This is a genomic window from Streptomyces sp. NPDC098789, assembly GCF_044759975.1.
Lineage (GTDB): Bacteria > Actinomycetota > Actinomycetes > Streptomycetales > Streptomycetaceae > Streptomyces.
The window spans coordinates 411,270-432,547 of sequence record NZ_JBIWAJ010000005.1 but is presented as its reverse complement, the minus strand read 5'-3'; the positions used below and the strand labels follow the sequence as shown (position 1 = coordinate 432,547).

The following is a 21,278-nucleotide window of genomic DNA, read 5'->3' as shown; positions in this document are numbered from 1 at the left end:
GCAGGTAGGGGGTCAGGGGGTCAGGGGGTCAGGACGACCTTGCCGGTGACGGTGCCGGACTCCGCCAGGGCGAGGGCCTCGGCGGCCCTGGCGAGCGGCAGTTGGGCGGCGATCCGGGCGGTGATCTCGCCGCGCTGGAGGGCGGCGAAGACCTCGGTGAGGTCGCTCCGCAGTCGGGCGCGGAAGCGGTCCTGGTTCAGCGCGCGACCGGCCCAGATGTTGTAGAAGTGCGCGCGCCGGCCGTTGGGCAGGGCGTTCCAGAGCCAGGTGCGGGCGAGGATCTTCAGCACGGGGAGCTGCTTGGAGCCGCTGTCGTCGCGGGTGGAGGCGCTGCCGTAGGAGACGAGGGTGCCGCCGGGGGCGAGCAGGTGCCAGGAGTCGATGACGCTGCGGCCGCCGACGTGGTCGAAGACGGCGTCCACGCCGTCGGGGGCCAGCTCCCGGGTCCTGGCCGCCACATTCCCCACGCGGTAGTCGATCGGGGTGACGCCCAGCTCGCGCAGTGCTTCGTGGTGGCGGGCGGAGGCCGTGCCGATCACCTTCACGCCGGCCGCGCGGGCCAGCTGGACCAGGACGGAGCCCACTCCGCCACTGGCGCCGTGCACCAGGACGGTCTGCCCGGCGCGCACGCGGGCCGTGCGGTGCAGCATCTGCCAGGCGGTGATGCCGTTGACCACGACCGTCTCGGCCTGCGCCGCGCTCAGGCCCTCCGGCACCTCGACGGCGTCCTTCGCGTCGACGACCACATGGCTGGCCCAACCGCCGACCTTGACCAGCGCGGCCACCCTCCGGCCGGCCAGGTCCGGGGCGACTCCCGGGCCGGTCGACACCACGCGGCCCACCAGGTCGTAGCCGGGCACGAAGGGGAACGGCGGCTGGTCGTAGTACCGCCCGCGGCGCATCTGCTGCTCGGCGAAGGAGACGCCGGTCGCCTCCATGGCGATCAGCAGCTGACCCGGGCCGGGCTCCGGCACGGAGGTGCGCAGGACCTGCAGGCCCTCCGGTGCCACGACGCCCGGCAGGACGACCTGGGTGGCCTTGGCGGACTGCGGGTTCCGGGTGGACCGCGGGGTCTGGGTGAGGTGGTCGGTGTTCATGTCGCTCACTCGTTTCGTAGGGGGTTTCTCGTTCGTTAGAAGTTGTAACCCGTTTGGGTCGCGATAGTCAAGAGCTTTCGTGATACCTTCTAACCAACGGTGGATGAGAGACGAGAGAGTGGAGGCAGGTCGTGAGTGATTCGGATGCGAGGACTCCCCGGGAGCGGTACCGCACCCAGGTGCGGGAGGAGGTCAAGCAGCACGCGTGGGACCAGATCGCCGCGGCCGGGGCCTCCGCGCTGTCCCTCAACGCCATCGCCAAGCAGATCGGCATGAGCGGGCCGGCCCTGTACCGGTACTTCGCCAACCGTGACGAGCTGATCAGCGAACTCATCAGGGACGCCTACCGCAGCCTCGCCGATGCCTTCCGCGTCCGGGCCGAGGCCGGCGTCGACCTCGGCGGCCTGGCGGACACCCTGCGCGCGTGGGCCCTGGCCGATCCCCAGCGGTACCTGCTCGTCTACGGCACCCCCGTGCCCGGCTACGAGGCGCCCGAGGACACGACCCGGATCACCGCCGAGATCATGGCCGTCCTCCTCGACGCCTGCGCCGCCGAGGAGCCCGCCGCCAGGCCCCCGTCACCGCTGGAGGCGCATCTGGAGGCGCACTTGGCGGAGCACCGCATATGGGCCGCCGAGCATCCGGGTCCGCCGTCGACCCTGCACCGCGCGCTCACCTTCTGGACCCGGCTGCACGGCACGCTCTCGCTCGAACTCTCCGGCCACTTCACCGGCATGGGATTCGATCCGGCGCTGCTCTACACCGCGGAGGCGGAGGCGCTCACCGGCCGCTGACGGCGGCCGCACGCCGCCGCGTCACACCGGAAGGGGGTGGGTAACTCGCATGGGTGAACTGTTCCAACTCGGCTGGATTTCTGGGGGGTTGCCGGGCATATGCTCGCCGCACACCGTCCAGACATGAGACGGCCCCCGCCGGGACTGGCATCCCGAACGAGGGCCTGACCAACTAGGAAGTAGCAGCTTCCCAATGGCTCCTGAGCACCCTAGCGCGGCCTCGCGCGCATCGTCCCGCCTTCCTGCCGGGACACCTCGATCCGGTGTCTTCCACGTCAACATTCCGCACACCATGCGGTTCGTGGTCGTGGGCAACCACCTCTCCCAGCACTACGCCCTGTCGCTGATGGCGATCGGTCTCGCCACGCACATCCAGTCGCTGCCCACCGGTGCGCAGATCGGCATCAAGCGACTCGCCAGGCGGTTCCCCGAGGGGGAGGTGCGGATCGCCTCGGCCCTGCGGGAGTTGGAGACGCACGGGTACCTGGAGCGGGTGCGCGTGCGGCTGGCGACGGGGCAGGTCATCACCCGTACGGTGTCCTACAACCAGCCGGGCGCGGCGTACCCCGAAGGTGCGACGACCGACCACGCACCGCCGCCGTTCCGGGCCGGCGCCCCCACGGCCGAGCCGGAGGCGGGGCATGCGCCGGACGCCGAGCCGGAGGCGGAGCCGGGTCCTGCGCCGGATGCCGTGCCGGGTCCTGCGCTGAATGTCGTGCCGGGTCCTGCGCTGGACGCCGTGCCGGAGCCCGATTCGGAGCCTGAGCGGGAGCCGAAGCCCGACGCCGAGCCGACTCCGGAGCCCGACGCCGACGCCGACGCCGATCCTGAGCCGGATCCCGATGCCGATCCCGAGCCGGATCCCGAGCCCGACCCCGGCCCCGAGCCGGATCCCGAGCCCGACCCCGGCCCCGAGCCGGATCCCGAGCCCGACCCCGGCCCCGAGCCGGATCCCGAGCCCGACCCCGGCCCCGGCCGCGACCCCGAGCCGGATCCCGATCCCGAGCCGCAGGGGCCTCGGTGCGCGCCGGAGCCGGGGTCGCGGCCGGCGTCCCGAGGGTCGTCGCTGGGGCCGTTGCCCGGGGCCGGGCGCGGGCCCGCGGTCGAGGCCGTGGTCGCACATGGATGCGGGTGGGGTGCCGCTGGTGCGGCGGGCACGGGCGGGGTTCCGGTCGGGCGGGTCCGGCAGGAGGCGTTCGACCTGCTCGCGGAACTGCGGCTGCGAGATCCTCGGCTGTTGCTTCCGGCGCGGGCGGTCAGCCAGTTGGCACCGGAGGTGTCGGGGTGGCTGGACCTCGGCGTCGAGCCCGAGGCCGTGGCGCACCTGCTCGCCGGGAACCTGCCCGCGGAGCTCGGCAATCCGGCGGCCCTGATCGGGTACCGCCTGAGAGCGCAGGTCCCGCCGCGGCTCCCGGCGCCGCGGGGCGCCCCGCCGACCGCGCGGCCGGACCCGTTCCAGACGTGCGACGGGTGCGAACGGGCCTTCCGGGCGCCGGTCCCGGGCGGGTACTGCCGGGACTGCGGGCCAGTGGCGCAGCAGGCCGCCTGATCGCGCCTGCTGTGGCGGGCCCCCGCCCCCCGCCCCTCGCTGCCGGTCAGGCGGCGGCGGATCCGCGGTCGTCGCGGTGCCTTCCGCGCCGGAAGCCCACGACGAGCACGCCGCCCAGGCCGAGGGCGACCCCCGCCCCGCCGAGGGCCCAGGCGGTGGCCGCGCCCGCGCCGGTGCTGGCGAGGGCTCGATGCACCCATGTGCCTCCTTTGTGGCCCCGGGGTGGGACGGTCCGGGCGGTCCCGGTTCGGGAAAAAGGGGTGCGGGGGCTGGTCGGACGGTGTTACCGCTGGGTAGATTACCGGCGGTAACAGCCGAGCCGGGCCGAGGAGCGTGCACCGTGGAAGCCGAGCAGCAGCAGCCCCCGCAGCTGGTGGAGCCCGTCAAGACCCTGATCGACGGGGTGGTCCGGCAGGTGGAGGTCCCCGCGCTCGTCGGCCCCTCGGCCCACGGGACCCTCGGGGACATCCCCTTCGACAATGCCCTGCAGGCGCCGCACGAGCCCGTCCTCGCCCGCAAGGACCGCGACGGTGTCTGGCACGACGTGAGCGCCGCCGCCTTCGCCGCCGAGGTGCTCGCCGTGGCCAAGGGCCTGATCGCCGAGGGCCTGCGGCCCGGCGACCGGCTCGCCATCATGGCCCGCACCACCTACGAGTGGACCCTGCTCGACTTCGCCGGCTGGGCGGCCGGGCTGGTCACCGTACCGATCTACCCCACCTCCTCCGCCCACCAGGCCCGCTGGATCATCGAGGACTCCGGCGCCGTCGCCTGCGCCGTCGAGGACACCGCGCAGGCCCGCGTGATCAGCGGCGAACGCGTCGCGCTGCCCGGCCTCGCGCACCTGTGGGAGTTCGACACCGGCGCCCTCGCCCGGCTGGTCAAGGCGGGGGAGCGGATCCCGGACGCGCTCGTGCACGAGCGGCGCGAGCGCTGTGCGCCCGACTCCGTCGCCACCCTCATCTACACCTCGGGCACCACCGGCCGCCCCAAGGGCTGTGTCCTGACCCACGGCAACTTCCTCGCCGAGGCGGACAATTCGGTCGCCCTGCTGCACCCCGTCTTCCGGTCCGTCAGCAAGGACCCGGCCTCGACGCTGCTCTTCCTCCCGCTCTCCCACGTCTTCGGCCGGACCGTGGCCATCGGCTGCCTGCGCGCCCGCGTCAAGCTCGGCCACGCCCCGAGCATCCGGACCGACGACCTGCTCGCCGACCTGGCCGGTTTCCGCCCGACCTTCCTCCTCGCCATCCCCTACGTGCTGGAGAAGGTCTACAACACCGCCCGCGCCACCGCCGAGAAGATGGGCCGAGCCGCCTCCTTCGACCGGGCCGCGCGCATCGCCCGCAGCTACGGCGAGTTGGTCGAGGGCAGGTCCCCGGGACTCGGCCTGAGGGCCGCCCGGGCGCTCTACGACCCGCTGGTCTACCGGCGGATCCGGGCCGCCCTCGGCGGTCGGGTGCGCTACGTGCTGAGCGGCGGCTCCCCGCTCGGCCGCCGCCTCGCCGCCTTCTACACGGGCGCCGGCATCGAGGTATTCGAGGGATACGGGCTCACGGAGACGACCGGGGCCAGCACGGTCACGCCCCCGCTGCGGCCCCGCCTCGGCACGGTCGGCTGGCCGCTGCCCGGCACCGCCGTGCGGATCGCGGACGACGGCGAGGTGCTGCTGCGCGGCCGGCACGTCTTCGCCGGGTACTGGAACAGCGGCGCGGGCCTGCCCCAGGGCAGCTGGTTCGCCACCGGGGACATCGGCGAGCTCGACGTCGACGGGTACCTGAGCATCACCGGCCGCAAGAAGGACATCATCATCACCTCGGGCGGCAAGAACGTGGCCCCCGCGCCGCTGGAGGACTGGCTCCGCGCCCACCCGCTGGTCGGCCAGTGCATGGTCGTGGGCGACAACCGCCCGTACGTCACGGCGCTGATCACCCTGGAGCCCGAGGGGTTGGTGCACTGGCGGCAGATGCACAAGAAGCAGCGGATGCCGCTCACGGAGCTGGTGCACGACGACGACCTGCGCGCGGAGTTGCAGAAGGCGGTGGACGAGGCGAACAAGCTCGTCTCGCGCGCCGAATCGATCCGTCGCTTCGCGGTGCTGCCCGCCGACTTCACGGAGGAGCGCGGCCACCTCACCCCCTCGATGAAGCTCAAACGCTCAGCGGTCGCCCGCGACCACGAGCGGGAGATCGAGGAGCTCTACCGCCGCTGAGTCGGGGCCGTACCGGGGCCGTACGGGCGCTGACCGGGGCCGTACCGGGGCTGTACGGGCGGTGACCGGGGCCGTCCCGCGTGGGCGGGCGGGCGGCGGGCGGCCCGCTTATGGTGGTCCGGGGGCAGCCGCCGAGGAGGGCGCCGTGCACCGGTTCCGTTCCCGCCGTACCGCCGTCGTGTGCGCCGCCGCCGTGGTGGCGCTGACCTCGCTCGGCGCGAGCCCCGGCCCCGGCCCCGGCCCCAGCCTCGGCTCCGGCCCCGGCGCGGGCCCCAGCCCCGATCCCGCCCCCCTCGCCCGGTTCTACGGGCAGCACGTGCGCTGGGGCGGCTGTCCGGACCAGCCCGGCGCGCCCGCCGCCATGCGCTGCGGCACCCTCACCGTGCCCCTCGACCACGCCGACCCCGCCAAGGGCACGATCGAGCTGGCCCTGGCCAAGATCCCGGCCAACGGCCGCAAGCGGCTCGGCTCGCTGCTGCTGAACTTCGGCGGGCCCGGCGCTCCCGGCATCGAGGGGCTGGCCGCCGACCCCACGGCCTTCGCCGACCTCGGCGAGTCCTACGACCTGGTCGCCTTCGACCCGCGCGGGGTCGGCCACAGCGCACCGATCAGCTGCGGCGGCGCCCTCGACGCGCAGGACGGGGCCGGCGACGACGACCCCGCCGCGCAGCTCGCCGCCCTGCGCGCGGTGGCCGAGCGCTGCGCCGAGCGTTCCGGGCCCGTGCTGCCGTACATCGGCACCGTCCACGCGGCGCGCGACCTGGACGTGATGCGCCAGGTGCTCGGCGACCCGAAGCTGAACTACCTCGGCTTCTCCTACGGCACCCGGCTGGGCGCCGCCTACGCCGCCCTGTTCCCGCGCCGCGTCGGCCGGATGGTCCTCGACGGGGTGGACACGCTGACCGAACCGCTGGCCCAGCAGGCGCTCGTATCGGCCCAGGGCCAGCAGCAGGCGCTGGAGAACTTCCTGCGCTGGTGCACCCGGCAGAGCGGCTGCGTCCTCGGGACCAACACCCGCAGCGCCAAGGAGAACCTGACCGATCTCGTCGCGCACCTCGACCGGGATCCGCTGATCGGCGAGGACGGCTCGCGGTTCACCGGGCAGGACGTCGTCGAGGCCATCGGCGGCGCGCTCTACTCGGAGAAGAGCTGGCCCGGGCTCGCCGAGGGCCTGGCGATGGCCGACCGGGAGGGCGATGCCACCGGGCTGCTGCAACTGGGCGGGCCGATCGGGCCGCCGCCCCCGCAGGAGAGCCCGCCGCCCGGGGCGACACCGGTGCCCGCGGACAACATGCAGGCCGCGCTGATCGCCGTGAACTGCGCCGACGACCCCGACCGGGGCGACGCGAAGGCCGCACCGGCGGTGATCGAGAAGGAGATCGACGCCCGGGCGGCCGAGTTCCGCGCCGCCTCGCCGCTCTTCGGGCCGCACCAGCTGATGACGGTCCTGTCCTGCTACGGGCGCCCCGCCGGCAGCGACTTCCTGCGCGGGATCGACCGGCCGGGCGCCCCGCCCGTACTGCTGGTCGGCACGCGCGGCGACCCGGCGACCCCGTACCGCTGGACCGAGGAGACCGCGGCGCGGCTCGGCTCGGCGGTGGTGCTGGACTACAAGGGCGACGGGCACGCCGCCTACATCCACTCCGGGTGCGTGCGCGAGCGGGTCGACGCCTTCCTCGTCGAGGGGGAGCTGGCCACGGGCACGCGCGCGTGCCCCGCCGGCGAGTGACCGGCGGGGCACGCGTGCCACCGTGCGCTCAGCAGTTGCCGGTCGCCGGGCGCCCGGCGAAGCGGTCCGCGAGCCAGTTGCCGGCCGCGAGGGACTGGCTGATCGCGCCGGTGACGTGACCGCCGATCCAGATCGTGGTCCAGTCGACGTCCGCGCCCTTCGCGCACCAGTCGGCGCGCAGCTGCTTGCCGACGGCGTACGGGATGAGCTCGTCGCCGAGCGCGTGGTACTGGTACACCGGCGCGGCCGGTGCGCTCCCGCCGAGCCTGGACTGGTTCAGGCGGGCCTGCCAGTCGGGTCGGGACAGCGGGTTCGTCGTGGTCATGTCGGCGATCCGCTTGAAGGAGCCGGCGACCGACCCGGCGGCGACGCAGGTGGTCTTGAGCTGGTCGACCAGGATCCTGCCGGCCGGGTTGAGGTAGGAGTCCAGCTCCAGCTCCGGGAAGGCCGCGTCCTGGCCCGCCGCGGCCATGAAGACGAGGCCCGAGCCGTAGGAGCCGTCGTTGGCGGCCGCGACCTTGAGGAGGTCCGCCGGTACCCCGCCCGTCGCGGTCCCCTTCACCTGGAGTTCGGGGGCGTAGGAGCCCTGTAGCTCGGCGGCCCAGCTGGAGGCCTGGCCGCCCTGCGAGTACCCCATGATGCCGACCGGGCCGGAGGCCGACAGGCCGGCCTCCGGGAGCCTTTGGGCGGCGCGCGCCGCGTCGAGGACGGCGTGGCCGGCCGAGCGGCCGACGGTGTAGGTGTGCAGGCCGGGGGTGCCGAGGCCCTCGTAGTCGGTGACGACCACCGCCCAACCGCGCTGGGTGAGTTGCTGGATGAGGTTGGCCTCCATGCTGGTGCCCCGGGGAAGGTTGTTGCTGGGGGCGCAGGAGTCGTCGAGGCCGACTGTGCCGACGGCGTAGGTGACCAGGGGGCGGGGGCCGCTGCGGCCGTCCTGGGGGACGATCACGGTGCCGGAGACGACGTTCGGAGTGCCGTCGGCGGTGGTCGAGCGGTAATGGACCTTCCAGGCGCGGGTGTTGGTGGGCTGGTCCGGCAGCGGGTGGAAGGCCGAGGGGGCGACGGCGACCACGTCACCGGGCCGGCCGGCGGGCTGAGCGGTGGCGGTGGTGGGGGTGGCCTGGTCCGTGCTGGCGTGGGCGGTGGTGGCGTGCGCGGTGGTGGCGGGGATCGCGCCGGCCAGGGCCAGGGCGGCGACGGCGGCGAGCGCGGTGCTTCGGATGCGCATGGGGCGGCTCTCCCGAGGGGTCCGGTGGGGGGTGTGGTGAGGAGACCGTAGTGACCGACCGGTCGGAAGGTCGCTGACCGGGCAGCTCACCTTTGCTGACCCGAGCCCTCAGGTCCGCGGTCGAGGTGCGGCGCAGTCGCCGTCCGAGGGGCGGCCGGCGAAGCGGTCGGCGAGCCAGTCGGCCGCCGGGGTCGCGCCGCTGTTCCCCCCGGTGATGTGGCCGCGGTTCGGGATCGCGCGCCAGCGGACGTCCGCGCCCTTCGCGCACCAGTCGGCGCGCAGCTGCTGGGCGACGGCGTACGGGATGAGCTCGTCGCTGATCGCGTGGTACTGGTACACCGGCGCGGCGGGCGTGCCACCGCCGAGCCTGGACTGGTTCAGGCGGGCCTGCCAGTCGGCCAGGGTCAGCGGGTCCGTCGTGGTCAGGTCGGCCATCCGCTTGAAGGAGCCGACGGTGGTGTCGATCGCGGCGCAGTGGCTCCTGACGTAGTCGACCAGGTCCTTGCCGGCCGGCTTGAGGTAGGAGTCCAGCTTCAGCTCCGGGAAGGCCGCGTCCTGGCCCGCGGCGAGCATGAGGACGACGCCGGAGCCGGCACGGCCGTCGTTGGCGGCCGCGACCTTGCGCAGGTCGGCGGGGATCCCGCCGGCCGCCACCCCCTTGACCTGGAGTTCGGGGGCGTACGCGCGCTGCTGCTCGGCCGCCCAACCGGTGGCCTGGCCGCCCTGCGAGTACCCGAGGAGGCCGACCGGGCCGGCGGCCGACAGGCCCGCCTCCGGCAGCTGTTGGGCGGCGCGGGCCGCGTCGAGGACGGCGTGGCCGGCCGAGGGGCCGACGCTGTAGGTGTGCGGGCCCGGCGTCCCGAGGCCCTCGTAGTCGGTGACGGCCACCGCCCAACCGCGCTGGAGCAGCCGCTGGATGATGCCGCCCTCCGCGGAGGTGCCCTTGGGGAGGTGCGCGCTGGGGGCGCAGGAGTCGTCCAGGCCGACCGTGCCGACGGCGTAGCCGATCAGGGGGCGGGGGCCGCTGCGGCCGTCCTGCGGGACGATCACGGTTCCGGAGACGACGTTCGGGGCGCCGTCGGCGGTGGTCGAGCGGTAACTGATCTTCCAGGCGCGGGTGTTGGTGGATTGGGTCGGTGTGGGGCGGAAGGCCGAGGGGGCGGCGGAGAGCAGGTCGCCGGGCCGGGCGGCGCGGTCGCCCGCCCCGGCGGGGGCGTGGGCGGCGCTCGCGGGGATCGAGGCCGCGATGGGCAGGGCCAGGGCCAGGGCCAGGGCCATGGTGGTCGCGGCGGTGAGGGCGGTGCTTCGGATGCGCATGAGTGGTTCTCCCGAGGGGCCGGGTGGGGCGTGCGGGGTGCCCCACCCTTGCCGACCCGCCCCCCCGATCCCGCTCCACCCGGTGGCGGGCACGCCGGTAACTTCACCCGAAAGAGGGACCGGGCGGCTGGTCCATCGGGGCCGCAGGGTGCGTCGGGGTCGTCGAGGCCGTCGGGGACGCCGGCTGCGCGCGGTAGGCGCCCGGGGTGGTGCCCGTCCAGCGGCGGAACGCCCGGTGGAAGGCGGTGTCCTCGGAGAAGCCCAGCCGCGCCGCCAACTCCGCGATCGGCTCCCGGCCCTCGGCCAGCCCGGCGATCGCCGCGTCCCGTCGTACGTGGTCCTTGAGCTGCTGGAACGAGGTCCCCTCCGCATGCAGCCGGCGCCGCAGCGTCGCCGGTGAGACCGCGAGCCGCCCCGCCACCTCCGCGACCTCCGACAGGCGCGGGGCCACCCGCAGCTGCCGGGCCAGCGCCCGGCGCACCTGCTCGGCGACCGTGGTCCCGTACTCCGGGCGCGACAGCAGGTCGAAGGGGGCGCGGCGCAGCATCGCGTCCAGCGCGGCCTCGTCCCGTACGAGCGGTGCGCCGAGCCAGCGCGCGTCGAAGGCGGCCCCGGTGCGGGGCTGCCCGAAGCGCACCGGGCAGTCGAAGAGCAGGGCGTACTCGTCCTCGTGGGGCGGCGCGGGATAGCCGAAGGAGGCGTGGGCGAGCGGGATGCGCCGCCCGATCAGCCAGCTGCACAGCCGGTGGAAGATCGCGAGCAGGCACTCGGTGAGGAAGCGGTCCGCGTCCCGCCCGAAGTCGTTGTGGACCCCGAACCAGGCCAGCCCCGCGCCCGCGGCTCCGCCCGTGGCTCCGTCCGTAGCCCCGCCCGTAGCCCGGCCCGCCGCTTCCAGGGTCAGTTCCGGGCCGCCGGGGAAGAGCCGGTAGAAGGCGGCCCCGCGCTCGATCGCCGCGCCCAGGTCCCGGCAGCCCAGCGAGGCGTGGCACATCATGGCGAAGGTGCCGGGGCGGCTCGGGGCCGTGCCGAGGCCGAGGAACTCGTCCTGCGTGACCCGGTACAGGGCGCGGAAGAGCCGGGCGAACTGAGCGGGCGTGACCCGCGCGCGGTCGTCCCCCAGCAGCAGCGGTGGAATCTGCGCCTCCTGGAGCAGCGGCACGACGTCGACGCCGTTGGTGCGCGCGCCCGCGAGCACGGCGCGCACCTGGTGCACGGTGACCGTCCGCCTCCCCATGCCTGCGACGGTAGCCGCAATGAGCGCTGGGGTCAGCCGGGGTGACGTTTCCGGTCATGTCGCCGGGGGCGATCGGCTGCCTAGCGTCGTCCGTACGTACCCCCGTACCCGCTGGTAGCCCTGGAGGCGATACCGATGGACGCTGTGCGACCGGACACGCTGGCGGTGTTCACCCGCTGGACCGCACGGCGGTACGGGCCGGAGCCGGCCCAGCGCTTCCGGCGCGCGGGGAGCTGGCTGACCCGGACGTACGCCGAACTGGACGCCCTGGTCGAGGAGACGGGCCGGGCGCTGCTGGCCCTCGGGGTGGCGCCGGGCGAGCGGGTCGCCGTGCTCGCCGAGACCCGGCCGGAGTGGACCCGCACCCACTTCGGGGTGCTCGCGGCGGGGGCGGTCATCGTGCCGGTGTACCCGACGGCGGGCGCCGAGGAACTGGCCTGGGTGCTCTCCGACTCGGGATCGGTGGTCGTCGTCTGCGACGACGAGGCGCAGGCGGCGCGGGTGACGGCCCTGCGGGACCGGCTGCCGGACCTGCGCGAGGTGGTCCTTATGGACGCGGCTGACCCGGCGGACCTGGCTGATCCGTCGGATCCGTTGCCGGGGCGCACCCCGTTCCTGTCCTCCTTCGCACCGGCGGGCGGAGCGACGGGGGAGCTCGACGCCCGCGCGGCGGCGGTCGGCGCGGACGACGACGCCTCCATCGTCTACACCTCGGGCACCACCGGCCTGCCCAAGGGGTGCCGCCTCACCCACGGCAACCTCGGCGCCATCCAGGACGCCACCCTTCCGCTGATCAAGGGCGGCCCGGGCGACTCGACGTACCTCTACCTGCCGCTCGCCCACCTGCTGGCGCAGCTGATCCAGTTCACCACCCTGCTGGAGGGCGGGGAGCTGGCGTACTTCGGGGGTCGGATCGAGGACGTCATCTCGGAGCTGGCCGAGGCCCGGCCGACGCACCTGCCGTCCGTGCCGCGGCTGTTCGAGAAGCTGCACTCGGTGGTGCTCTCGCTCGCCGAAGCGCAGGAGGGCGGCCGGGAGCGCTTCGAGGAGGCGGTCCGGCTCGGGGTGCTGGCGGCGGACGGTGAGCTGCCGGCCGCCTCGCGGGACGCGTACGAGGCGGCCGAGAAGTCCCTCTACTCCCTGGTGCGGGGAGCCCTCGGCGGGCGGTTGCAGTGGGCGCTGACGGGCGGCGCGCCCATCGCGCCCGCGACCCTGGACTTCCTGCGGGCCTGCGGGATCGCGGTCTTCGAGGGGTACGGGATGACCGAGTCCGCCGGGGTGATCAGCCTCAACCATCCGGCGGCCGTGCGGTACGGGACGGTCGGGCGGCCCATAGCGGGCTGCGAGGTGCGGATCGCGGACGACGGTGAGGTGCTGGCCCGGGGGCCCATGGTCTTCCCCGGCTACCACGCGGACCCCGTTGCCACGGCCGCGGCCGTGGACGGCGACGGCTGGCTCCACACGGGCGACACGGGACGCCTGGACGAGGACGGCTTCCTGAGCATCACCGGCCGGAAGAAGGAGCTGATCATCACCTCGTCGGGCAAGAACATCACCCCGACGGAGGTGGAGTTCGCCATCCAGCGCTCCCGCTTCGTCTCGCGCGCGGTGATGGTCGGCGACCGCCGCCCCCACCCGGTGGCCCTGATCGCCCTGGACACGGAGGAGGTCACGGCCTGGGCCGCCCGCGAGGGCCTCGACCTGGCCGGTGCGCCGTCCGCGCACCCGGCGGTCCGCGCGCTGGTGGAGGCAGCGGTGAGCGAGGCCAACGCATCGGTCTCGCGGCCCGCCCGGATCCGTGCGTTCCACGTCCTGGAGGGGGAGTTCACGGTGGAGTCGGGCGCCCTGACCCCGACGTTGAAGCTGCGCCGCAAGGTGGTGACCGATCGCTACGCGGCCGAGATCGACGCCTTGTACGGGGGCTGACCTGGTCCCTCGGGAAGCCGCCTCCTTAGGGTGTGTACATGACGAACCAACTCCCTGAGATGCGTGCCTCCGATGCCGAGCGCGAAGACGTGGCCGAGACGCTCCGGCAGGCCGTCGCGGAGGGGCGCCTCGACATGGAGGAGTTCGACGAGCGCCTGGGCGCGGCGCTGCGTGCGCGTACCCGGGGTGAGCTGGCCACCTTGACCAGTGACCTCCCGGTGGGGGGTGCCGCTCCCGCTTCCGTGGTGGGGGCGTCGGCGAGTGGCTGGGGCGAGCGCACCGGGGGGCGGGCGACCTCGTCCGGGGCCTTCGCGGTCTGGGGCGGCTTCGCCCGGCGGGGCCACTGGACGGTGGGGCGGACCTTCACCGCGTTCACCCTCTGGGGTGGCGGGGTCATCGACCTGCGCGAGGCGCGCTTCGAGGGGGCCGAGGCGAACATCCGCTGCTTCGCCCTCTTCGGCGGGATGTCGGTGGTGGTACCGCCGGACCTGGAGTGCGAGGTCAAGGGCATCGGGATCCTGGGTGGCTTCGGTGACCGCGCGAGCGGGCCCGGCGCGGCCGGCTCGCCGCGGGTCACCGTCACGGGGCTTGCCCTTTTCGGTGGCATCGGCGCCGAACGCAAGGAGCGCAAGGCGGTCAAGGCCGCCGCCAAGGCCGCCCGGAAGTCCCTGGCCTAGCCGCTGCGCGGCCCACCCGGGCTCCGCCCGGACCCGGTCCTCAAACGCCGGACGGGCTGGATACGGCCGGGGTCCGGTGGCCAAGGGCCTGCCGATTCAGCCTCGCCGGACACCTTGCGCCGGCCCATCCAGCCTCGCCCGGGGGCCCCTCCCAGCGGTAGCTGGGGGAGTTTGAGGCGCGGGTCCGGGCGGAGCCCGGGACGACGGGCGGCAGCCGGATCCCCGAGCCTGGTGCGGCGCACCCCCGGGCTCCGCCCGGACCCGGTCCTCAAACGCCGGACGGGCTGGATCGGCCCGGGTCCGGTGCGCGGGGCCGGGGCGGAGTCCGGGACGGTGGGGCGCGGCCGGAGACCGGAGGGTTGGTCAGGCCGTGAGGTCGGCGGCTACCAGGCTCAGCCAGGCGCCGTAGGAGAAGGGTTCCGGGACGCCGACCTCCATGCCCAACTCGGCCACGGCCACGGCGTAGTCGCTCTCCTCCAGCGGGAGCGCGACCAGCTCGTTCAGTTCGCCGACCAGGCGGGCCACCAGGTGCGGGTGGGTGGTCGCGGCGTAGTCCGCGACGGCCGCGTCGTGGTCGTCGAACTGGTCCACGATGTCCTGGGAGAACCAGCCGCCCAGCAGCTGCCCCGTCTCCGGGAAGCGGGCGTGCCACTCCCAGTGGGTCCGCGGCGTCGCGGGCGCCGGCACCTCACCGTTCTCGACGCTCGCCCTGAGGTGGTCGGCGAGGACGAGCAGCCACGCGCCCACGTCGGACTCCGCCATGCCGGTGTCGGGAACCGCGTAGTACTCCCCGAGGCTCAGGCGCAGCCGGCCCGGGGGCGTACGGCCGTACTCGCGCAGCTGGCGCTCCGCCTCGGCGATCGCCCAGGGGCGGGTGTGCCAGGTGTGGCGGAGGTAGGCGTCGAGGGCGGTGCTGCGCCGCTCGGGCGTGTCATCGGCGGGCTGGCCGAGGTAGGCGCGCATGACCTGGTCCAGCTCGCCGTAGCGCCGGTCGTGTTCGAGGGGCTTCATGGACACGGGGGCGGGCCTCTACAGGTAGATCGGGACGGTGGTCAGTACGACGAACCCGTGCGGGCTGGCCGGCTCGCGCCGCAGCACGATGCGGGCCGCGCGGACGTCGACCGGGTCGCGCCCGGCGAGCAGCATCGCTTCGAGCAGCACCCGCCCGACGGGCTCCTCCCGCGAGGGCCAGGCGGCCTCGATGGTGAGCCGCTGCCGGGTGCCCTGGGCCAGCCAGCGGTGGATGGCCTGCTCGTTGGCGGTCACGACGCGCTGGGTGGCCCACTGGGCGGTTTCCCGGTCGGGGTAGCTGGCGGATCTGGTGAGCATGGGGTCATTGTCTCCCGATGGCGGATTCCGCTCGGTTCACTGCGCGTTGAAGGACCAGAAGACGCCGACCTCGGCCGCGCTCACCACGACCAGGCCGAGCTCTTCGAGGTAGTCGGTCCAGCGGGCCCCGCCGCCGGCCAGGCGCTCCCGGAGGAAGTCGGGGCGGGCGCTCGTACGGGCCGCCGGCGAGGTGGTCCAGTAGGCGGGGGACGCCCCCTCGACCCCCGTCCCGCCACCGTCGAAGCGCCGCAGCAGGGTACGGGCGTCCTCCCGCACCGCCTCCAGCGCCGCGGCCGGGCGTCCGTACAGCGGGGCCGTCTCGAAGGTCCACTCCTGCGTGAACGAGGCGAGCAGGTCCGTCGCGGCGGCGCGCTCCAGCGGGTACAGCGTCGCGGGCACGGCGGCGGCGGTGAGGTCCGCGCGGAAGGGGAAGGAGGGGCCGGCCGCGGCCCGCTCCTCGCCGTCCCGGTCCCAGTCGAGGCCGGCCCAGCCCCGCGGGTCGGCGTGCTCGCGGCGCAGCACGGCGAGGACGTCCTCGGCCCAGTCGGGGCGCAGCCGCGGCCCGACCGAGGCGAAGACGTACGGGTCGTCGAGCAGCCGCAGCGCGGCCCCCTCCCACGCCCGCGCGCCGTCTTCCGCGGCAGCGTCCGCGTCCGAGGGCGTGCTTCCGGGTGCGTTCATCGGGGGTCCAAGGGGTTCGGGGCCGGTCACGGGGCGGGTCACGGGTCCGATCACGGCGCGGGCATCGAGGTGTAGATGATGTACGGCGGATCGAGGCGGGAGTCGTATTTGAGCACCGTTTTGACGTTCTTCACGTCGACGGCCTTGGCGTTCAGGCCGTTGTCCTTGTACCCGGACCCCGGGTGGGCGGGGTCGGGCTGCTTGGAGACGTAGCGGCCGCTGTTCTCACCGTTCGGCGCGGTACTGGTGAAGTCCTTGTTGGTGCCCTCGGCGGGCGGCGGCGGCCCGGTGAGCCAGGCCTGGATCTCGGAGCGGCGGTTCTTGAGGTTGTACTCCGTCAGCGACTGGGCGTGCGCGTAGTCGCTGAAGGTCGAGGAGCCGCCGATCTTCGGCTTGTTGTGCGGCCAGGCGGCGGTCGGCGGGTCGGACTGGTCGCGCAGGCGCTGGGCGAGCTGCTCGTCGGTCTTGCCGACGTGCTTGTCGAGGGTGTGACCGCCGCCCAGGTACTCGTTGCCGGCCAGGTCGAAGGCCTGGTTGCCGTCCTTGTCCTGGACCGTCCACTTCTGCTCGTGCTTGAACTCGTTGAGCGCGCGCGCACCGAAGCCGTGCGCGCGGGCGACGCCCGCTTCGAACTTGGGCGCGCTGAGGAAGGCCTCGTCCAGGGCGGGCATCTTGTTGTCCACGCGGGTGGTGAGCCCGCCCAGGGTGTGCGTGTAGGTGTCGACGATCCGGTTGATGGCGGCGGTGTCCAGCTTGAGGATGAGCTGGACGTCGAAGTCCAGCAGCATCTTGCCGGCCTTGCCGAGGCCCTTGGCCAGGCCCTTGACGTCCTTCATGCTGAAGCCGTCCTTGAGGTCCACGTCCTCCAGGACCTCCTTGGCCGCCTGCTTCGCGGCCTTCACGAACTCTTCCCAGATCTCGTGGTTCAGCTTGACCGCCGCCTCCGCGTACTCGCGCAGGATGTTGCTGATCTCCATGGCGGTGTCGAAGAGGACGGTCATCACGGGCTGGCTGCCGGTCGGCGCGGCGCCCGGGCCGTGACCGGAGCTGTGGGCCCACTGGTAGCCGGCGGTGGCCTTGCCCCAGGCGGAGGTGCCCCACACCGCGCTGCAGAACGTCTTCATGGCGTTCTCCCAGTCCGCCTGCTGCGGATTGGTGATGGTGGAGACCTCGGCCGTCAGCGTGCCGGAGACCTGGCCCAGGCACATCGTGGTGTTCGACCAGGTCTGGGAGAGCGAGTTGAGGTAGTGCTGCTGCGGCTCGGGGAAGACGTCGGCGAGGCGGCCGATGCGCAGGGCCTTCTTCAGCACCGGCTGGAGGATGCTCCGTACGGCCTCGGGGATCATCTCCAGCACGCTGCGGATGAAGTCGTCGCCGCCGTCGTCGTCCCCCCACTTGAGGTCGGGGACCTTGCCGTAGTCCGGGGTCTTGTCCGTGACGGCGGGCACCGGTCGCGTCTCGGCGGCCTGGCCGGGCTTGGGGTGGGCGGCGGCGTCGGCCTGGGAGTAGGCGTTCGCGGTCTCGGTGAAGCCGACGGCGGCGCCGCCGATGCTCAGGACGCCCTTGCCCCAGACCTCCAGCCAGCGGTTGCCGGTCTTCATGTACGCCTGGGAGAAGCGGGCCGCGTCCGTGCCCGCGCCGCCCGCGTCCGGGTACTTCTCCAGGCCCGTGATCAGGTTCTTGGCCCCGGTGTGCATCATGCCCTGCTGCTGCGCGATGTGGCCCGACACCCGCCACAGGTCGCTGGGCTTGACGTCGATGGAGCCCGCGCCGCCGGGCGGCTGCGCGGGACCGGCCGGGGCGCCGGGGGTGCCGGGCGTGCCGGGCGTGCCTGGGCCGGCCATCAGGCGCCACCGCCCCAGCCGCGGAGCACGGAGCGGTTGGCCGCGTCGTAGTTGAGGTGCCCCTTGACGACCACTTCGTGCAGCCAGGCCTGGGCCGCGACGAGGTCCTGCGCGGAGCGGTCCCACTTGTCCAGCTCGTCGACGAAGGCGTCGCGGGCCTCGCCGTCCCAGCTCAGCACCACCTTGGTGGTGCGCTCGTACAGGCCGTCGAGCTTCTCGTTGAGCGTCTTGAGGATGCTTTCGAGTTCGCCCGACAGCCTGCGCAGCGTCGCGAAGTCGACGGTGATGCGGTCGTCGTCCGTCATGGTGTCGCTGGTCCCCCGTGGTTCACATGTCCAGGATCCGGCTCTGGGGACGCGCGGGCGGCGCGGCCGGGGCCGGGTCGGGCGACTCCAGGGCGCGGGCCGCCGCGGGGACGTCCTCGGTGTCCTGCATCCTCTTGAGCCGCGACAGGGTCTCCAGCTCCTGCTCGGTGAAGCCGTCCCGGCTGGCCCGGGTGGCCGCTTCGAGCAAGACGAGGACCTGGCGGATGCGGACGGCGTCCTCCGCCACGCCCCGGTGGAGACTGCGGTAGGCGGTGGCGGTGGGGCCCTGCCAGCCCGCCGCGACGGCGTCGACGACGCCGTCCATGCGGCGCGTCTGCTCTTCCAGGTACGACTGCATCGCGTCGAGGTCGTCGGCGAGCCGGCCGAGGTCGTCCTGGGACACGTCGAGGTCGGAGTTCTGCATCCCGGCCCGGCCCCCGTCCGTCGCGTGTGCGGGCCGATTCCCGCCCGTGGCTCATTTCCGACGGGAAGTCTAGGTGCGCGTGTCAAGAGGGCCGGGTCCGGGGGTCGTTCAGAGGTACTGGGCGTACTCGTCCAGTGTCCGCATGACCTCGGCCCCGTCCGCGGAGGGCAGTTGCAGGACGACCTCGTCGAGGCCGAGGTCGGCGTAGTGGGCCAGCTTCCCGGGAGTGGGCCGGACGGCGTACGGAACCACCTGGAGGGACTTCGGATCCCGCCCCGCGGCCTCCCACACCGCGCGCAGCGCGGGCAGGGACTCGGTCAGCCCGCCGCCGCCGATGGGCATCCACCCGTCGGCGTGGTCGGCGATCGCGGCGAAGAGCTTGGGCCCGGCCTGGCCGCCGATCAGGGTGCGGGGGCCGTGCAGCGGGACGCCGGAAGCGAGCTCACGGGGGGCCTGGGCCGGCTTGGGGAAGGCCGAGCTGGCCCGGACTCCGGAGAACTGGCCGACGTACGCGGTGGGTTCGGGCGCCCACAGCGCACGCATCAGGGCCATCCGGTCCCGCACCAGCTCGCGCCGCTCCCGCCACCGCACCCCGTGGTCGGCGGCCTCCTCGACGTTCCAGCCGTAGCCGAGGCCGAGGGTGAAGCGGCCACCGGAGAGGTGGTCGAGGGTGGCGATCTGCTTGGCCAGCCCGATCGGGTCGTGCTGGGCGACCAGGGTGATCCCGGTGCCGAGGTGCAGCCGCTCGGTGACGGCGGAGGCCTGCCCGAGGGCCACGAACGGGTCGACGGTGCGCCCGTACTCCTCGGGCAGCGCGCCGCCCATCGGGGCCGGGGTGTCGCGGCTGACGGGGATGTGGGTGTGCTCGGGCAGGTAGAGCCCGGAGAACCCCCGCTTCTCCAGGGCGCGCGCGAGCGGCACGGGCGCGATGGTCCGGTCGGTGAGGAAGATGGTGGTGGCGATCCGCAGGTTCGGTGTGCTCGGCATGCTGACAGAGACCTCCGTGACGTGGGTGGGGTCACGGTACGGGCTCACGCACGAGGTGGGCAGGGCGCCGAGACGGCCAACTCCGAGAGGTAGCGGTCGTGTTCCGTCTTGCTCAGCGGATCGGACACCACCCCGCAGAGGATCCGGCGCCAGGACGCGACGTCGATGCCGCGACGGACGAGGGACCCGTCGCTGCCGAAGGTCAGGATCTGGCCGTCGGGGTCGTTGAGGACGGAGCGGTCGTGCCACTCCGTTCCCAGCGGCTGCCCGTCGAGCGCCCAGGTGCCCCGGGCCTCACCGGTGTCGGCGTCCCAGAACTGCAGGAAGGAGTCCTTGCCCTTCGGGATCGCCTGCACGAGCAGTCGCCCGTCGGGGCTGAAGGCGATGGCGGTGGTGCCTTGCTGGGTGACGGACGTGCTCTCGACAATGCGGCCCGAAGCGACGTCGAGGATGTGCACGCGCCCGTCCGTGTCCACGGCAGCCGCTTTGGCGCCGTTCCCAGTGAACGCCACGGTGTGGATTCTGAGGGGACCGGGCATCTCGGAGGGCTGCTTGACCAGCTTCCCTCCTGACCACCGCCATATGGTCGTGGTGTCGCTCCCGGTGAACGCGAAGGTGGAGCGGTCCCCGCTGATGCCGACCCGAAGGAGCGGGTCCGTGCGGTATGGGATGCGCTGGCCGGATTCCCAGCTCCGGGTGTCGACCACGGAGACGTCCTTCTTCCACTGGACCAGTGCGTGGACGTCGTCGGGGAGGAAGGACAGGAACTGGGGCTCGTCGTCCTCGATCGGCATCTCGGAGCCGATCCGCTTGCCCGTGCGCAGGTCCCACAGGGACATCTTCGCCGCTTGGGAGACCGCCGCCCGGGTGCCGTCGGCGGTGACGACCACGGAGTCGGTGGAACCGGGCTTGCGGCTGATGGCGACGGGCAGGTGCCCCAGCCGCTGGAGTGCGCCCGAGGGCGCGGCGGAGACCCGCCAGACGTCCGTCCCGCCGTCGACGTCGCGCAACGCGAGCCCGTGGTCCGCGGTGAACTCCTCGCGCTTCAACTGCTGCGGATTCGCGACGGGCGCGCCGGTCTGGGCCCGCGCGGTGCCCCGGCCGTTCGCCGCCACCGCCCGCCCCAGCGCCTGTGCGGCCTCGCCCGTGGGCTCGACCTCGTCGGCGTAGAGGGCGAACTGCGCCGCCTTGCGGGGGTCGGAGCCCGCTATCTCCAGGGAACGGGCGGCCAGGGCCAGTGAGGCGGAGGTGCGGGCACGGGCCAGGGCGGTGTCGCGCTGCTGCCAGGCGAAGGCGCCGGCGATCAGGGAGGTCACCAGGAGCAGGGCGAGGGTGACGACGGCGGTGCGCAGGATGCGGGTCGCGAGGCGGTGACGCAGGTCCTCGCTGTCGAGCGCGTCTTTGGTGCGCCCGTGGAGCGGCGCGGCCAAGGTGGCGACGGCGTCGCGGAACTCGGGTCGGCGGAGGGAGAACTCACCGCTCTCCCGGATGTCCACGAGGTCCACCCACAGGGGTTCGGTGGTGAAACGGCCGCGCAGGACGTCCGGAAAGACGTCCGTCTTCTCCCAGTCGAAGTCCCGGGCGCCGGGGTCCCAGGCGATGGTTCCCCGGCTGACCGCGATGAGGAACCGGTCCATGGAGCGGTGGGTGATCCAGAATTCGACTTCTTCGCGGACCCAGCGGGACTCGGCGGCCGCCGGAGACGCCAGGTAGATGAGGTAGCGGGAGTTCGCCAGCTCCCTCCTGATGGATCCGCCCAGGTCGCTGGTGGCGGCGAGGCTGGTCGTGTCGCGGAAGACGTTGATCGTTCGGCGGCGCGTCCACGGCCGGGCGAGGCGGTGCAGTCCCCGCTGGAGCCCCTGTGCGAGCGCCGAGTCCTGCTGGTGGCTGTACGAGATGAACGCGTCGCGCTCCACGACCTGTCTCCCGGAACCGTGCACCCGCGTCTCCG

At 73.7% G+C, this 21,278-nt stretch carries 19 protein-coding genes; 6 read left to right on the top strand and 13 right to left on the bottom strand.

Annotated features, from left to right (window positions below; genetic code table 11):
- Positions 1 to 20: 20 nt before the first annotated feature.
- Positions 21 to 1,097 carry a medium chain dehydrogenase/reductase family protein gene (locus tag ACIQWR_RS14260; protein ID WP_404008350.1) on the bottom strand — a complete coding sequence of 359 codons (1,077 nt, stop codon included), beginning with the start codon at positions 1,095 to 1,097 and terminating at the stop codon, positions 21 to 23.
- Positions 1,098 to 1,228: 131 nt separating this feature from the next.
- Here ACIQWR_RS14260 and ACIQWR_RS14255 point away from each other — a divergent pair, with 131 nt between their 5' ends.
- Complete coding sequence (locus ACIQWR_RS14255) at positions 1,229 to 1,891, top strand: TetR/AcrR family transcriptional regulator (RefSeq protein WP_404008347.1); 663 nt, start codon at positions 1,229 to 1,231, stop codon at positions 1,889 to 1,891.
- Positions 1,892 to 2,183: 292 nt separating this feature from the next.
- Positions 2,184 to 3,440 carry a hypothetical protein gene (locus ACIQWR_RS14250; protein ID WP_404008344.1) on the top strand — a complete coding sequence of 419 codons (1,257 nt, stop codon included), beginning with the start codon at positions 2,184 to 2,186 and terminating at the stop codon, positions 3,438 to 3,440.
- A 46-nt stretch (positions 3,441 to 3,486) separates the two neighbouring features.
- Here ACIQWR_RS14250 and ACIQWR_RS14245 read toward each other — a convergent pair whose 3' ends face one another.
- Positions 3,487 to 3,636, bottom strand: coding sequence for a hypothetical protein (locus tag ACIQWR_RS14245; protein ID WP_404008341.1), 150 nt, complete (start codon positions 3,634 to 3,636; stop codon positions 3,487 to 3,489).
- On the opposite strand from ACIQWR_RS14245, the gene ACIQWR_RS14240 reads away from it, so the two are divergent.
- Both ACIQWR_RS14240 and ACIQWR_RS14235 read left to right on the top strand, forming a co-directional pair.
- The gene (locus ACIQWR_RS14240; RefSeq protein ID WP_404008338.1) at positions 3,631 to 5,646 is read left to right on the top strand and encodes an AMP-dependent synthetase/ligase; all 2,016 of its coding nucleotides are present in this window, start codon (positions 3,631 to 3,633) and stop codon (positions 5,644 to 5,646) included. The genes ACIQWR_RS14245 and ACIQWR_RS14240 overlap by 6 nt on opposite strands.
- 145 nt (positions 5,647 to 5,791) lie before the next feature.
- Entirely contained in the window at positions 5,792 to 7,375 is a 1,584-nt protein-coding gene (locus ACIQWR_RS14235) for an alpha/beta hydrolase (protein WP_404008336.1), read from the top strand.
- Positions 7,376 to 7,403: 28 nt separating this feature from the next.
- Here ACIQWR_RS14235 and ACIQWR_RS14230 read toward each other — a convergent pair whose 3' ends face one another.
- The 3 genes from ACIQWR_RS14230 to ACIQWR_RS14220 all read right to left on the bottom strand — a co-directional run bounded on the left by ACIQWR_RS14230 (position 7,404) and on the right by ACIQWR_RS14220 (position 11,154).
- The gene (locus tag ACIQWR_RS14230; protein ID WP_404008333.1) at positions 7,404 to 8,603 is read right to left on the bottom strand and encodes a lipase family protein; all 1,200 of its coding nucleotides are present in this window, start codon (positions 8,601 to 8,603) and stop codon (positions 7,404 to 7,406) included.
- 108 nt (positions 8,604 to 8,711) lie between these two features.
- The gene (locus ACIQWR_RS14225) at positions 8,712 to 9,920 is read right to left on the bottom strand and encodes a lipase family protein (RefSeq protein WP_404008330.1); all 1,209 of its coding nucleotides are present in this window, start codon (positions 9,918 to 9,920) and stop codon (positions 8,712 to 8,714) included.
- A 103-nt stretch (positions 9,921 to 10,023) separates the two neighbouring features.
- Entirely contained in the window at positions 10,024 to 11,154 is a 1,131-nt protein-coding gene (locus ACIQWR_RS14220) for an AraC family transcriptional regulator (protein WP_404008327.1), read from the bottom strand.
- 135 nt (positions 11,155 to 11,289) lie between these two features.
- Between ACIQWR_RS14220 and ACIQWR_RS14215 the strand changes: the two genes are divergently transcribed.
- Positions 11,290 to 13,080, top strand: a complete 1,791-nt coding sequence (locus ACIQWR_RS14215; RefSeq protein WP_404008324.1) for an AMP-dependent synthetase/ligase — start codon at positions 11,290 to 11,292, stop codon at positions 13,078 to 13,080.
- A gap of 38 nt (positions 13,081 to 13,118) precedes the next feature.
- On the top strand, positions 13,119 to 13,757 hold the full coding sequence (locus ACIQWR_RS14210) for a DUF1707 domain-containing protein (protein WP_404008321.1): 639 nt from the start codon (positions 13,119 to 13,121) through the stop codon (positions 13,755 to 13,757).
- Positions 13,758 to 14,120: 363 nt separating this feature from the next.
- Here the strand turns inward: ACIQWR_RS14210 and ACIQWR_RS14205 are convergent, their stop codons facing one another.
- From ACIQWR_RS14205 to ACIQWR_RS14170, 8 genes are all read right to left on the bottom strand, one after another.
- Positions 14,121 to 14,774 carry a contact-dependent growth inhibition system immunity protein gene (locus tag ACIQWR_RS14205; RefSeq protein ID WP_404008318.1) on the bottom strand — a complete coding sequence of 218 codons (654 nt, stop codon included), beginning with the start codon at positions 14,772 to 14,774 and terminating at the stop codon, positions 14,121 to 14,123.
- Positions 14,775 to 14,786: 12 nt separating this feature from the next.
- Positions 14,787 to 15,086, bottom strand: a complete 300-nt coding sequence (locus ACIQWR_RS14200) for an RNase A-like domain-containing protein (RefSeq protein WP_404008315.1) — start codon at positions 15,084 to 15,086, stop codon at positions 14,787 to 14,789.
- Positions 15,087 to 15,122: 36 nt separating this feature from the next.
- On the bottom strand, positions 15,123 to 15,767 hold the full coding sequence (locus ACIQWR_RS14195; RefSeq protein WP_404008312.1) for a hypothetical protein: 645 nt from the start codon (positions 15,765 to 15,767) through the stop codon (positions 15,123 to 15,125).
- A 50-nt stretch (positions 15,768 to 15,817) separates the two neighbouring features.
- Positions 15,818 to 17,611 (bottom strand): RNase A-like domain-containing protein, encoded by a 1,794-nt coding sequence (locus ACIQWR_RS14190; protein WP_404008309.1) that lies wholly within the window; start codon positions 17,609 to 17,611, stop codon positions 15,818 to 15,820.
- Positions 17,611 to 17,916 (bottom strand): WXG100 family type VII secretion target, encoded by a 306-nt coding sequence (locus tag ACIQWR_RS14185; protein ID WP_385783015.1) that lies wholly within the window; start codon positions 17,914 to 17,916, stop codon positions 17,611 to 17,613. The genes ACIQWR_RS14190 and ACIQWR_RS14185 overlap by 1 nt, the downstream gene beginning before the upstream one ends.
- Positions 17,917 to 17,938: 22 nt before the next feature.
- Positions 17,939 to 18,340 (bottom strand): WXG100 family type VII secretion target, encoded by a 402-nt coding sequence (locus ACIQWR_RS14180; RefSeq protein WP_404008305.1) that lies wholly within the window; start codon positions 18,338 to 18,340, stop codon positions 17,939 to 17,941.
- Between the two features lie 108 nt (positions 18,341 to 18,448).
- Positions 18,449 to 19,309, bottom strand: a complete 861-nt coding sequence (locus ACIQWR_RS14175) for a TIGR03619 family F420-dependent LLM class oxidoreductase (RefSeq protein WP_404008503.1) — start codon at positions 19,307 to 19,309, stop codon at positions 18,449 to 18,451.
- 62 nt (positions 19,310 to 19,371) lie between these two features.
- A complete protein-coding gene (locus ACIQWR_RS14170; protein WP_404008302.1) occupies positions 19,372 to 21,243 on the bottom strand; it encodes a toll/interleukin-1 receptor domain-containing protein in 1,872 nt (623 codons plus the stop codon).
- Between the last annotated feature and the right edge of the window lie 35 nt (positions 21,244 to 21,278).